This is a genomic window from Bradyrhizobium sp. WYCCWR 13022 (assembly GCF_030435535.1).
In the GTDB taxonomy this organism is placed as follows: Bacteria; Pseudomonadota; Alphaproteobacteria; order Rhizobiales; family Xanthobacteraceae; genus Bradyrhizobium.
The window spans coordinates 119613-131977 of the sequence record NZ_JAUIZJ010000007.1; the positions used below are offsets into that span (position 1 = coordinate 119613).

The 12365-nt window shown below is 63.7% G+C and carries 16 protein-coding genes; 10 read left to right on the forward strand and 6 right to left on the reverse strand.

Features of this window, described 5'->3' with window-relative positions; all coding sequences use genetic code 11:
• The first annotated feature begins 106 nt into the window (after positions 1-106).
• Together QY049_RS12225 and QY049_RS12230 are read left to right on the forward strand one after the other, a co-directional pair.
• On the forward strand, positions 107-1033 hold the full coding sequence (locus QY049_RS12225; protein WP_301269385.1) for a quinoprotein relay system zinc metallohydrolase 2: 927 nt from the start codon (positions 107-109) through the stop codon (positions 1031-1033).
• Between the two features lie 52 nt (positions 1034-1085).
• On the forward strand, positions 1086-1904 hold the full coding sequence (locus QY049_RS12230) for a quinoprotein dehydrogenase-associated SoxYZ-like carrier (RefSeq protein WP_194481203.1): 819 nt from the start codon (positions 1086-1088) through the stop codon (positions 1902-1904).
• A 103-nt stretch (positions 1905-2007) separates the two neighbouring features.
• On the opposite strand, the gene QY049_RS12235 is transcribed toward QY049_RS12230, so the two are convergent.
• Positions 2008-2367, reverse strand: coding sequence for a hypothetical protein (locus QY049_RS12235; RefSeq protein ID WP_194481202.1), 360 nt, complete (start codon positions 2365-2367; stop codon positions 2008-2010).
• A gap of 86 nt (positions 2368-2453) precedes the next feature.
• Between QY049_RS12235 and QY049_RS12240 the strand changes: the two genes are divergently transcribed.
• The 4 genes from QY049_RS12240 to QY049_RS12255 are packed head-to-tail and all read left to right on the forward strand — an operon-like array spanning position 2454 to position 5268.
• On the forward strand, positions 2454-3428 hold the full coding sequence (locus tag QY049_RS12240; RefSeq protein WP_301269386.1) for an ABC transporter substrate-binding protein: 975 nt from the start codon (positions 2454-2456) through the stop codon (positions 3426-3428).
• Between the two features lies 1 nt (position 3429).
• Positions 3430-4167, forward strand: a complete 738-nt coding sequence (locus tag QY049_RS12245; protein WP_301269387.1) for an ABC transporter permease — start codon at positions 3430-3432, stop codon at positions 4165-4167.
• A complete protein-coding gene (locus QY049_RS12250; protein WP_258766010.1) occupies positions 4157-4867 on the forward strand; it encodes an ABC transporter ATP-binding protein in 711 nt (236 codons plus the stop codon). The genes QY049_RS12245 and QY049_RS12250 overlap by 11 nt, the downstream gene beginning before the upstream one ends.
• A 47-nt stretch (positions 4868-4914) precedes the next feature.
• Entirely contained in the window at positions 4915-5268 is a 354-nt protein-coding gene (locus QY049_RS12255) for a hypothetical protein (RefSeq protein WP_258766009.1), read from the forward strand.
• A gap of 4 nt (positions 5269-5272) precedes the next feature.
• Here QY049_RS12255 and QY049_RS12260 read toward each other — a convergent pair whose 3' ends face one another.
• The 4 genes from QY049_RS12260 to QY049_RS12275 form a co-directional block, all read right to left on the reverse strand.
• Positions 5273-5482 (reverse strand): hypothetical protein, encoded by a 210-nt coding sequence (locus tag QY049_RS12260; RefSeq protein WP_194481185.1) that lies wholly within the window; start codon positions 5480-5482, stop codon positions 5273-5275.
• A gap of 275 nt (positions 5483-5757) precedes the next feature.
• Complete coding sequence (locus tag QY049_RS12265) at positions 5758-6663, reverse strand: hypothetical protein (protein ID WP_194481182.1); 906 nt, start codon at positions 6661-6663, stop codon at positions 5758-5760.
• 25 nt (positions 6664-6688) lie between these two features.
• A complete protein-coding gene (gene pqqA, locus QY049_RS12270; protein WP_012029362.1) occupies positions 6689-6769 on the reverse strand; it encodes a pyrroloquinoline quinone precursor peptide PqqA in 81 nt (26 codons plus the stop codon).
• A gap of 171 nt (positions 6770-6940) precedes the next feature.
• Positions 6941-7333, reverse strand: a complete 393-nt coding sequence (locus QY049_RS12275) for an EF-hand domain-containing protein (RefSeq protein WP_258766007.1) — start codon at positions 7331-7333, stop codon at positions 6941-6943.
• A 340-nt stretch (positions 7334-7673) separates the two neighbouring features.
• Between QY049_RS12275 and QY049_RS12280 the strand changes: the two genes are divergently transcribed.
• From QY049_RS12280 to QY049_RS12295, 4 genes are all read left to right on the forward strand, one after another.
• The gene (locus QY049_RS12280; protein WP_301269388.1) at positions 7674-9338 is read left to right on the forward strand and encodes a methanol/ethanol family PQQ-dependent dehydrogenase; all 1665 of its coding nucleotides are present in this window, start codon (positions 7674-7676) and stop codon (positions 9336-9338) included.
• Between the two features lie 12 nt (positions 9339-9350).
• Positions 9351-9704 carry a cytochrome c gene (locus QY049_RS12285; RefSeq protein WP_194481175.1) on the forward strand — a complete coding sequence of 118 codons (354 nt, stop codon included), beginning with the start codon at positions 9351-9353 and terminating at the stop codon, positions 9702-9704.
• Positions 9701-10627, forward strand: a complete 927-nt coding sequence (locus QY049_RS12290) for an ABC transporter substrate-binding protein (protein ID WP_301269389.1) — start codon at positions 9701-9703, stop codon at positions 10625-10627. Before QY049_RS12285 ends, QY049_RS12290 begins: the two co-directional genes overlap by 4 nt.
• A 182-nt stretch (positions 10628-10809) precedes the next feature.
• On the forward strand, positions 10810-11235 hold the full coding sequence (locus QY049_RS12295; RefSeq protein ID WP_194481171.1) for a hypothetical protein: 426 nt from the start codon (positions 10810-10812) through the stop codon (positions 11233-11235).
• A gap of 10 nt (positions 11236-11245) precedes the next feature.
• Here QY049_RS12295 and QY049_RS12300 read toward each other — a convergent pair whose 3' ends face one another.
• Positions 11246-12214 carry a helix-turn-helix domain-containing protein gene (locus tag QY049_RS12300; protein ID WP_194481169.1) on the reverse strand — a complete coding sequence of 323 codons (969 nt, stop codon included), beginning with the start codon at positions 12212-12214 and terminating at the stop codon, positions 11246-11248.
• Between the last annotated feature and the right edge of the window lie 151 nt (positions 12215-12365).

The following is a 12365-nucleotide window of genomic DNA, read 5'->3' on the forward strand; positions in this document are numbered from 1 at the left end:
TTCGAATGCTATCCATGCAAGGCAGGACGCACCATGTTTGCCAAACTTCGCGCTGGCTTCGTTGTGTTGCAGTGCAATGCGGCGAAACCTGAACTGAGGCGGAAAAGTGTCGCATCTCACGTCAAAGATCGCAGCCCTGTCGCTGCTGGCGGCAGCGACGCTAGCACGCGCCGGAGCGGGTGAATTGCCTGTGAGCGAAGTCGCGACCGGAATCTTCGTGCACTCCGGGGCCATCGCCCTGATGACCCGCGAAAACGAGGGTGACATTGCCAATGTCGGATACATCGTCGGCAAGGACGCGGTGGCCGTGATCGATACCGGCGGCAGCCGTCGCGAGGGCGAGGAACTGCTTGCGGCGGTGCGGTCCCATACCGACAAGCCGATTCGCTATGTCATCAATACCCACGGCCATCCGGACCACGTCTTCGGCAATGCAGCTTTTGTCGCGGAAGGAACCAGCTTCGTCGGTCACAACAGGCTGCCACAGGCGCTGGCGACGCGCGGGCCGTATTATCTCGATAATTTCCGGCGCATCATGGGCGCCGAGTTGATCGATCCCGTGAAGATCGTGCCGCCGACCGTGCTAGTCAAGGACGCCATGACGCTCGATCTCGGATCGCGCCTGATAACCTTGCGTGCATGGCCGGCCGCGCACAGCGACAGCGATCTGACAGTGTTCGACGAGACGACGAAAACGTTGTTTGCGGGCGACCTGGTCTTTCTCCGCCACATTCCGGTGATGGACGGCAGCATCCGCGGCTGGCTTGGCCTGCTGAAGGAACTGGAGGCCGTTCCGGCCGTCCGCGTCATTCCCGGTCACGGCCCTGTGAGCGATTGGCCTGCCGCACTGTCGGATGAGCGGCGTTATCTTTCGACGCTGCTGTCGGACGTCCGTACCTCCAACAAGAAGGGCGAGCAGATCCGGACCGCAGCCGACAAGGCGGCCGCGACGGAGCGGCCGAATTGGGAACTGTTCGACGACTACAACGCCCGCAACGCAACCGCAGCATTTTCTGAAATTGAATGGGAGTAGCGGGCGCGCTACCTTTGTCGGACGACAGCTTCGACCGTGCGAGACCACGACCATGATGGGATGCACACGCCGCCTGCCCCTGATCGCCGCATTGCTCGGCATCGCCTTCGCACTGCCTGCGAGCGCCGAAGAGGCCTACGATCCCTGGCCGGGCCTGGTGCAGGATATCTTCAACAACCGTCCGATGAACGACGGCGCTGACGTCATCGCCATCGAGATGCCCTATCGCGCCGAGGACGCGGCCATCGTGCCGGTGACCCTGCGCAGCAAGCTGTCGCCCGCTGACGCCAGGCGCATCCGCTCGATCACGCTGGTGATCGATCGCAACCCGGCGCCGATGGCGGCGAAGTTCGAACTCGGCGCGGATGCCAACGTCACCGAGATCTCCACGCGCGTTCGCGTCAACAATTACACCGACGTCCATGCGGTGGCCGAGCTCAGCGACGGCCAGCTCTACGTCTCCAAGACTTACGTGAAGGCGTCGGGCGGATGCTCGGCGCCAGCCGGAAAGAATGCCGAGGAGGCCAACAAACGGCTCGGCCAGATGCGTTACCGCCAATTCGCGCGCGAGGATGCGCCGGCAAGCCGCATTCGCGAGGCGCAAATCATGATCGGCCATCCCAACAATTCCGGCTTGCAGATGGACCAGGTCACACAGCTCTATATTCCCGCCTTCTTCATCAACCAGTTGAAGCTGACTCAGGGCGACAGCCCGGTGCTGTCGATGGAAGGCGGCATCTCGATCTCGGAAGATCCCAATCTGCGCTTCACCTACGTCTCCAACGGCGCCAAGCGTTTCCGCGCGGAAGCCAAGGACACGGACGGACACGTGTTCCGGAACGAGTGGGACGTGGAGAAGCCCGCGACGTAGCGGCCACGCCGTCATTCCGGGGCGCTGCGAAGCATCGAACTATGGCGCGCAATTGCGCAGCTGGGGTCTGATCCTTCGGATCATCCCGGAATGACAATCCAAATCAGAAACACCTCACCTCGGCCTCGGCCTGCGCCCGCCGCAGATCATTCACGGCCGAATTCGCCTGCTCCGACGTCCGGAACTGGGTGCCGAGATTGCCGCGGACCTGGGACATGCTGAGCGCGGTCTCGGCGGTGACATAGCGCTCGTAGGAGACAATCGAGGCGACCACGTCGATCGAGCAGGAACACTGCTCGATCGCCTGCCGCGTCTCGCCATTGGCTTTCATGCAGCCATAGACATATTCCGCGCGCGCCGAGGTCGGATAATCATTGGCCTCCTCGGCCCGAGCCGCATACGCGGTCGCTGCGAGCACAACCAGAGCGGCGACAATCGGTCGTACCCGTCCCGCAAAACGCATGAGCATCCTCCCGCTGGTTGCGATGGAAGCTATGCTATGCCTATTGTCCTGAAAAGCACCTATAAGAGGAAATGGCTCACAAGGTGATGAGAGTTCTGGCACGACCATTGGCGCTCGTGATTGCGCTGACGCTGGGCACGGCGGCCCATGCCGCTGACGTCATCCGCCTGGCGGTGCAGAAGACTGGAACGTTCTCCTGGGAACTGGCGACCATCCGCGCGGCCGGGCTCGACAAGGAGGCCAACCTGTCGCTGGAGGTCACCGAGCTTGCGAGCCCCGAGGCCGGCAAGATCGCGCTGCGCGCCGGCAATGCCGACATCATGCTGTCCGACTGGTTGTGGGTGTCGCGCGAGCGCGCGCTCGGCGCCAGGCTCACCTTCTATCCCTATTCGAGCGCGCTCGGCGCGGTGATGGTGCCGCCGGCCTCGCCGATCAAGACGCTGGCCGACCTGAAGGGCCGCAAGCTCGCGGTCGGCGGCGGTCCGATCGACAAGAGCTGGCTGCTGCTGCAAGCGCGGATGAAGCAGGACGGCATCGACCTCAAGTCGGATGCCACGATCGTCTATGGCGCGCCGCCTCTGATCGCCGCGAAGGCGCTCGACGGCGAGATGGATGCGAGCCTGAATTTCTGGAATTTCTGCGCCCAGCTCGAGGCCAAGGGTTTTCGGCGCGTTGCCGGCATCGAGGAGATCTTGCCGAAGCTCGGCGCGAAGGGCGCGGTCTCCGCGGTCGGCTACGTCTTCGACGAGGGCTGGGCTACGAACCATCGCGACGCCGTGGCGCGCTTCATCGCCATGACTCGCAAAGCCAAGCAGCTGCTGGTTACTTCGGATGCGGCCTGGGACAAGATCGCTCCCCTCACAGGCGCGACCGATCCGGCCATGCTGAAGACCTACCGCGACCGCTATCGCGACGGTATTCCGCGCCGGAGCATCAGTGACGAGGAGACCGATGCGCGCGTGCTCTATCGCGTGCTTGCCGAGATCGGCGGCAGCGACCTGGTCGGGCCGGCGGCCGAGCTCGACCCTGGCACGTTCTATCACGCTGTTCCCGGAGACTGAGGTGCTGCGCCTGCTCTCCTTCGCCCTGTTTCTCGCGATCTGGTGGACCGCCGCGCTGTTCGTCGGCGGCGCCAAGCTGCCCTCCCCGCCTGCGGTGCTCAACGTCATCATCGCGGAAGCCGCGAGCGGCGCACTGTTCCTGCATCTCGGCGCGACGCTGGCGCGCGTCGCGCTGGCTTTCGTGCTGGCGATGTCGCTCGGCAGCGCCATCGGTTATTTGATGGGACGGGTGAAGCTCGCGGACCGGCTCGGCGATCCCTGGCTGATTCTGCTGCTCAACCTTCCGGCGCTGGTCGTGATCGTGCTGGCCTATATCTGGGCGGGTCTCACGGAAGCCGCGGCAATCGCGGCCATCGCCATCAACAAGCTGCCGACCGCGGTCGTCACCTTGCGTGAAGGCACACGCGCACTCGACCGCTCGCTCGACGAGATGGCGATCGTATTCGCGATACCGCGCTGGCGCGCCTTCCGGCACGTCGTGCTGCCGCAGCTTGCACCCTATATTGCGGCCTCTGCCCGCTCCGGCCTGTCGCTGGTGTGGAAGATCGTGCTGGTCGCCGAACTCCTGGGACGGCCGAACGGCGTCGGTTTCGAGATCGGGGTCGCCTTCCAGCTTTTCGATACGCCGCGGCTGCTCGCCTATTCGCTGACATTCGCCGCGGTCGTGCTCGTGATCGAGACGGCGCTGGTGCAGCCGTTCGAGGCCCGCGCAACACGGTGGCGGCCCCGTGCGGCTTGAGGTCGAGATCACAGGCAAGACCTACAGGAGCGCTGCGGGCGGCACGCACGAGGTGCTGTCACCGCTGAAATTCGCGCTGGAATCCGGCGAGGTCGGCGTGCTGATCGGCCCGTCCGGCTGTGGCAAGAGCACGATGTTGCGGATCATTCTCGGGCTCGACCGCGATTTCGAAGGCCACGTCGCGCGCCCGCCGGAGGCACGGATCGGCATGGTGTTCCAGGAGCCGCGGCTGCTGCCGTGGCGCTCGGTCGAGCAGAACGTGCGCCTCGCCGCGCCCGACGTCACCGACGCCAAACTGTCGGAGCTGTTCAGGATCCTCGAGCTGGAGGCGCATCGCAGCCACTTCCCCGGCGAATTGTCATTGGGCCTCGCCCGGCGCGTTGCACTGGCCCGCGCCTTTGCCGTCGAGCCTGATCTGCTGGTGCTCGACGAACCCCTCGCCTCGCTTGACGACGCGCTCGCCGGCCGCCTCCGCGACGAGATCGCGACGCTGGTGGCGAGCCGTTCCGTCATGACGCTGCTCGTCACCCATAGCCTGGACGATGCGATACGTCTCGGCGACCGCCTGTTCTTCCTGTCACCGCGCCCGACGCGCATCGTGCAGCAGGTGCCGATCTCGATTCCGCGCGCGGAACGCAGTGAGGTCGAGCTTGCCCGTATCAGGGCGGAGCTTGCGGCGTTGCAGCTTGAATCGAAATGACATCTCGTGATCAACTGCATCGAACGAGATCGTCGAGGGAGGCCACCATGCGCCGTCAGCTGATTGCGATCGGCATTTTGTTGGTTGCGATGCCGGGCGCGGCGCTCGCACAGACCAAAGGCAAGGGCATCCGGCTCTGGAATCTGACGAGCGAGACGATCTCCGGCTTCCAGCTCGCACCATCGGGCAAGACCGACTGGGGTCCAAACCAATGCCTGAACGACAAGGACAAGGAGGTCGACCACGACGAGCGGCTGCGCATCACCGGCATCGAGCCCGGCCGCTACGATGCCAGGGTCAGCTATCCCAATTCACGACAATGCATCGTCCGCGACATCGAGATCAAGGCGGACGCGGTGTTCTCGATCGCCGACAAGGATTTGAAGGATTGCACGAAGTAGCGCGTCACGCCCTGTCATGCGTATGCGGGTATTCGCAGCGCCAGCGCACCGCCTGCCATTTCGGGTGATCACCGATCCATTGGGCGATGTAGGGCGGCGCGGCCATGGAGCACTGGGCCGGCGAGCCGCCGAAATTGAACACCAGATGCTGCTCCTCGCAGGTCGCAGGCGAGAGCACCGCACACACAGTCACCACCAGGTCGATCGGATTCATGCCGGGATCCTCGCGCGGGAACGATTGAGACTAGCACAAAGGGCTACGTTTCCCGCACCCGGAAGTTTCAAACGAAAGTGAGAAACGCCTCTTGCTGTTCCCCCTCTCCCCGCTTGCGGGGCCGCGACGAGCATCGCTCGCGCCGAGAGGGTCAGGATGAGGGGGAGCCTCCAGGAGGGCGGTGAGAGCTGGACTCGCGGAGAGTCCCCCGCTCCCGGGATTTACTGCGCAAATCCCGGCCTCTCCCCGCACGCGGGGAGCGGCGAAGACAGCAGCTAGAAGTTAATCCCGAACACCAGCCGCGCCTGGTGGCGCTCGAAATTGACGAGGTCGAGATTGGCCCCCGATCCGGCCGGACGCCCCCAGGCCTGCATGCTCCAGCTCAAAGTGAGCCGCGACTGCTCGGAGAGCTGGACATAGGCGGTCGGCCCGACGAACAGCGCCTGTCCCGAGAACTCGCCGAGACCGATACCCTCATATTGGCGGAAGTAGCGCATCTCCCCGCCGAGCAGGACGTTCGGCCGCACCCGCACCATGCCGGCGAAAGCCGCACCGATGGTGGAGTTCTTTTCGGACAGCCCTGATACCTCGAAGCGCGCCCATTCCGGCTGGTAGATCAGATTGAGCGCACCGATCGCAAAGTTCGGGATCAGTTCACGGTCGAAGGCAAGCGTGAAGTCGGTACCGTACATCCGCCCCTTCGCGCCGCTGACTTCGTCGATGCGATCGCCATGGGTCTCGGCAGCGACGGTCATCCCGAACGGGGCATTCTCGCGATCGAGCAGGCGATAACGCAAATCGAGCGAGAGGCCCTGGAAATTGAACTGGCGGCGGTCGTCGATATCAGGGACGCCGGTGATGTCGTGCAGCGTAGCGGTGCCGCCGACCTCGACGCGAAAATTCGGCAGCGGCACGATTTCGATCTCGACCTCGTGCTCGAGGGCGCGATAGGTGCCGCCGCCCTTGCCGAAACGTCCCGTCGTCTGGGTCTGGAATTCGCGCTCGCCTTGATTGCCGACATCGCTGCCGATCAGGAAGCCGAAAATGTGCTCGGTGTCGAAGCCCTCTTCGGCGCTCACACCTGTCGGCGCGAGCGCGACGGCACACGCAACCGCAGTCCAGAATGTGGAGGCCCCCAAGCGCATGCAGAACACTACCACGGCTTCGACGGCCTCCGCCATCGAAGCCGCGGCAGGTTCGTCAGTCTTACTTGCGCGCAGCGCAGGCGTACATGTTGATTTCCATGCCGACCGGCACTTCCACGATCTTCGGAGCTTTCCAGGCCATTCGGGGTCTCCCCAGGTATTGAGCGCGACATCGCGCCGGCAAAAACCTAGGGCTGCCTCAAGCACAGCGCAAGTCTGGAATCGGATCGCGAACACAGCGAAGTATCGCGCCGCACACGCAAATTTCACTCTCGGGCAAATCGCCTTCGCTCTCAGTCAAGCACGGCTGACCTCAGCGCAACAATCGCAGCAACGCGCGCCCCGCCCGCGAATTCAGCTCCTTGGCGTCGAGCGTTCCGTCCTTGTCGGGATTCGCGGCGTTGAACCGCTGCTCCACCACGGCGAGGTATTCGTCGAGCGTCAGCGTGCCGTCGTGATCGGGGTCCGCAACGGCGAGTTCTTTCGCCGTTAACCGTCCGCGTAATTCGCGCGCGTCGAGCGTGCCGTCATGGTCGGGATCGAGCCTTGCGAACAGCGCGGCGGCGGCCTTCTTCACCTCGGCCAGATCGAGCGTACCGTCATTGTCGGTGTCGAACGTCCTGACGGCACCGGCGGATGCCGACCAGGCCGGACCGGACAGCGCAGCGATGGTGAGCGCAAGCGCAACTGTGCGACGCGATATCATTGTGACCTCCCTGACCATGGACCCCGATGCGATCGGGGATCGAACGACGCAAGTGCACAGGGACGTCCCGGTTCAAGTCCGAGATTGCCGCCTATGCACCGCACAACCGAGAAACTAGACCGTTCGGGCACAACAGCCCATCGCTACCCTGCTTCATGCTACGGAATTTTTTCAGCGTCTGCACACAAGTCAGAACGGGTCGCCAGGTTTCCGTCAGGTGACCGGCATCTTGCGTCCAACATATCGGCAGCGAAATTTCGACTTTCGTATTGACGGGTTTTGCATTCGAGTCGAGTGTTGCAACCGCAGCGTCAAAAGACGCGCATATTGGGAGGAACGGATGAAACGCCTTGCGATGGCCGCGAGCCTCGTCATATCCGCATGCTCGGTTGCGAGCGCACAAACGACCGATCAGCTGGTCAAGGGTGCAACCGATACGTCGAACGTTCTCAATTACGGGATGGGCTACAATCTCCAGCGCTTCTCGACGCTGAACCAGATCAACAAGGACACCGTCAAGAATCTCGTCCCGGTCTGGAATTATTCCTTGAACGACGATCGAAGCGAGGAATCGCAGCCGCTGGTGTACCAGGGCGTGATCTACGTAACCTCTCACAATGCGACCATGGCGGTCGACGCCAAGACCGGCAAGCAGATCTGGAAAACCAAGATCGAATATCCAGCCGAGACGCCACGCATCGTCTGCTGCGGCATCATCAACCGCGGCGCGGCGCTGTTCGACGGCAAGCTGTTCCGTACCACGCTCGACGCCAACGTGATCGCGCTCGACATCAAGGACGGCAAGGAGCTGTGGCGGCAGAAGGCGGCCGACATCAAGGAAGGCTATTCGATGACGGTGGCCCCGCTGGTCGCCGACGGCGTCGTCATCACCGGCATCTCCGGCGCCGAGTTCGGCACTCGCGGCTTCATCGACGGCTGGGATCCTGCAACGGGCAAGCATCTCTGGCGCACCCATTCGATCCCCTCGCCGGACGAGCCCGGCGGCGACACCTGGAAGGGCGACACCTGGAAGCTCGGCGGCGGCTCGACTTGGATCACGGGCTCCTATGATGCCGAACTGAATACGGTCTACTGGGGCATCGGCAATCCCGGTCCGTTCAACGCGGCCGTGCGCCCCGGCGACAATCTCTACACCTGCTCCGTGCTGGCGATGGATCCCAAGACCGGCAAGATCAAGTGGCACTACCAGTTCTCGCCGAACAACCCGTTCGACTACGACGCGGTGGCCGAGATGGTCCTCGCCGACGTGAATGTCGAGGGCAAGCCGACCAAGGTGCTGATGGATGCCAACCGCAACGGCTTCTTCTACGTGCTCGACCGCACCAACGGGAAGCTGCTCGCGGCCAATCCTTACGTGAAGGTCAACTGGGCGACCGGCGTCGACATGAAGACGGGGCGGCCGATCGAGACCGACGTCGTCAAGGATGCACGCGAGGGCAAGAAGGTCACGGTCTATCCGTCCATCCTCGGCGGCAAGAACTGGGAGCCGATGTCGTTCAACCCTCAGACCGGCCTCGCCTACGCCAACACGCTCGCCTTCGGCGGCAAGTACAAGTCGGAGCCGGCCACCTTCAAGCAGGGTGAATGGTATCTCGGCATGGACCTGACCGATCCCTGGGAGTGGGGCACCGGACCGCGCGGCCATCTCAAGGCGATCGATCCGATGACCGGCAAGGCGAAGTGGGAAGCGGCAAGCGACATCCCGCGCTTCTCGGGCGTGCTTTCGACCGCGGGCGGCGTCGTCTTCACCGGCGCGCTGACCGGCGAGTTCGAGGCCTTCGACGCCGAGAACGGCAAGAAGCTCTGGCAGTTCCAGACCGGCTCGGGCATCGAAGGGCAGCCGGTGACCTGGCAGCAGGACGGCGTGCAGTACATCGCCGTCACCTCTGGCTATGGCGGCGTCTACTCGCTGTTCTCCGGCGACGAGCGGCTGGCCAAGGTGCCGCCCGGCGGCTCGCTGTGGGTCTTTGCGGTGAAGCAGTAGCGGCAACACGCGTTGAAAGACACAGCTCACAAGACGGTGGCGATCCTCGCCACCGTCGCGGTGCTGACGGTCGCGCTTGCGGCGACCGTCCGTGCCGCGGATGATTCAAACGGCAATCCCGTGCAGGCGCAGATCGACCACGGCAAGTCGACCTATGCCGAGAGATGCTCGCACTGCCATGGCCCCAACCTGATGAACTCGGGCACCATCACGCCGGACCTGCGCGCCTTCCCTGACGACAAGACGCGCTTCGTCACCACCGTGAAGAACGGCAAGAACAACAGGATGCCGCCCTGGGGCGATGTCCTGAGCGACGACGACATCGGCAATCTCTGGGCCTTCATCTCGAGCCGGAGGAAGCCATGAGGGTACGGCTTGCAGCGATCGGTCTTGCCGCGATGCTTGCGGCTCCGGCGACGTCGGCTTGGGCGGCCGATCCGCTCAGCGTCTGTCTCGATGAGGATCGACCGCCACTCTCGGCGCATCACCGCGGCAAGCCGGATTCAGGCTTCGACGTCCTGCTGGCGCAGGCCATCGCGGACCGAATGGGACGACCGCTCAAGATCCAGTGGTTCGAGAGCAAGCTGGATGAAGATTCGAGTCCACAACTCGAAGCCAATGCACTGCTCTCCGACGGCCGCTGCTCGCTGGTCGGCGGCTACGCGCTGACGACCGATTCCCTCGTCAAGCCCGGCGTGCCGACGGCGCGCTTGCCGGATTTCGCGGGTGCCACGCGCGACGACCGCCGCCGCCGCGTGACGCTCGGCGCGCTCGCGCCGACCAGGCCTTACGTGTATTCGCCGATGACGGTCGTACTCGGGCCGAAGGCGCGGGAGCGCAAGGTTTCCGACATCGGCGATCTCGCCGGTCTTCGTCTCGCGATCGAAAGCGGCTCTCTCGGCGACGCCATCCTGATGACTTTCGACAAGGGACGGCTGATCGACAATATCACCCATCTCGTGCCGGCCCGCGACGATCTCCTCGGCGCACTCAATCGCGGCGACTATGACGCGACCCTGATCGATCTCGCCCGCTACGACGCCCACCGCGCCGCGCATCCCGACACGGCAGTCACAGCCTCCGGCTATTATTATCCGATCGGCGCCAATCGCGGCTATGTCGGACTGGGCAGCGATCCCGCCCTGATCGAGGCCGTCAACAAGGCGCTGACGGATCTTGCCGCCGAGGGGAGGATCGCCGAACTCGGCAGGCAGGCCGGCCTGACCTATCTGCCGCCGCGCGAACCGGCGATCCTCGGCGATGTCTGGACGAAGATCATTCAGCGGTGAGGACGGCCGCGCGTGCGCCGCGACCCCGTCTGGTCACTCACTGCCGTCTCGGCGTACCGGGTCGCCCGGCCAAGCCGGGCGATGACAGCGAGACCGAGGCAAGATGGCCGGCTCGCCCACTGAAGCCATGAGGCGCCCGTGCTAAGCTTAGCGTCTCATTTGACGAGAGAAAGGCCGAGCGCATGAAACCCGATGCTGTCGCCGTGGCGGCCCTGGTCATCCTGCTTTTGCCGATGGGTTACTTCCTGCTGGCTTCGCCCGCATTCCTGCTGGTGAAGCTCGACATCCCGCCCGTCACGCAGTTGCTGCGCGGGATGTTCAACATCCAGTTCAGAATGATTGCCGTGACCGGCGTCTTTGCGACCATGGCCTTCCTCGTCGCAGGTCGACCGCTATTCGCCATGGGCATTGGCTTGATCGCGGCCCTGGCGATCTGGGGACGCGGTCGGTTCATGCGACGGATGGACAACGAGCTCAGCGCCAGGGATGCCGGCGACACCGACGCCGTGCGCCGACTACGCCAGCTGCATTGGAGCGGAATGCTCTGCAACGCGACACTGGTCGCGGCGCTCGTGACCAGCATCCCCTACGCAGCAATCTCGACGTAAGCAGGTCGGCTCAATTCTCGTCCGTCGCGACGGCGCCCTGCTGCGCCTTGTGGATCGAGGACGGCACCACACCGAAATATTTCCGGAAGACCCGGCTGAAATGCGATGAGCTGGAGAAGCCCCAGGAGAACGCGACGTCGGTGATGGTCTTGCCGGCATGAGCCTCGAGTTCCTGGCGGCAGTTCTGAAGACGCGCCTGCCAGATGTAGTCGCTCACCGTGGTGCCGCGCTCGGAGAACAGCATGTGCAGATATCGCTTGGAGCAGCCGAGCTCCGCGGAGATCTGGTCGATGCACAGATCGGGATCGCGCAGATGCTCGCGGATGAAAAATTGGGCACGCACATACATCGCCTCGGGCCCGACCCGGTCGAACATCGTGTCGGCTTCGCGCAGCGGCAGCAGCAACAGATCGATCAGCGAATCGGCAACGCCGACCGCGCTGTTGGCCGACAGTTTTGCTGCCTCGTCGAACGTGGCATGGACGAAGTCGTGGGCGATCCGCCCGGTGCCCGTCTTCGCCGAAAGCTTGCAGGCGGGCATGCGCTGCGACGGGAAGCCGCGATCGCGCAAGAGCGCCTTCGGCACGATCACCACGTCGTGGCGCGTGAAGGCGGGACTGACGATCAGATGCGGACATGAGACGTCATAAGCGATGATGTCGCCCGGATTCAATTCGATGTGTCGACCTTCCTGCTCGAAATAGGAGACGCCGTAGGTCTGGAAGTGAATCTTGATGTACGGGTGTTCATTGGCCTTGGCGCGCGCCAGCGTATGCGCGATGCGATGCTGGCTCACCTCGATCTGGCAGAGCTTCAGGCGGGAGACTGAGGTGTAGTCGATGCGCCCTTCGAGTGATGACGCTTCCAGCGGATCGACATCGAAGTGACCGCACAGACTCGTCAGCCCGTCGACCCAACTCTGGATCTGTCGCTTTGGCGTCAGTCCCGTCGTCGAGAGCGTGTGAATTGTGTCGGACATTAATCCAGTCACTGGTGATACCCGGAGATTCGACGCGAATCGCGGCCAGCGCTTGCTGGAGCCCTCAGCCTTGATTGCGTGACGTTTACCTCGAATTCGAGCGGTCTTGTGAAACGAGCGCCATCGTTCCATTGCCACCCTTTGAAGTTAA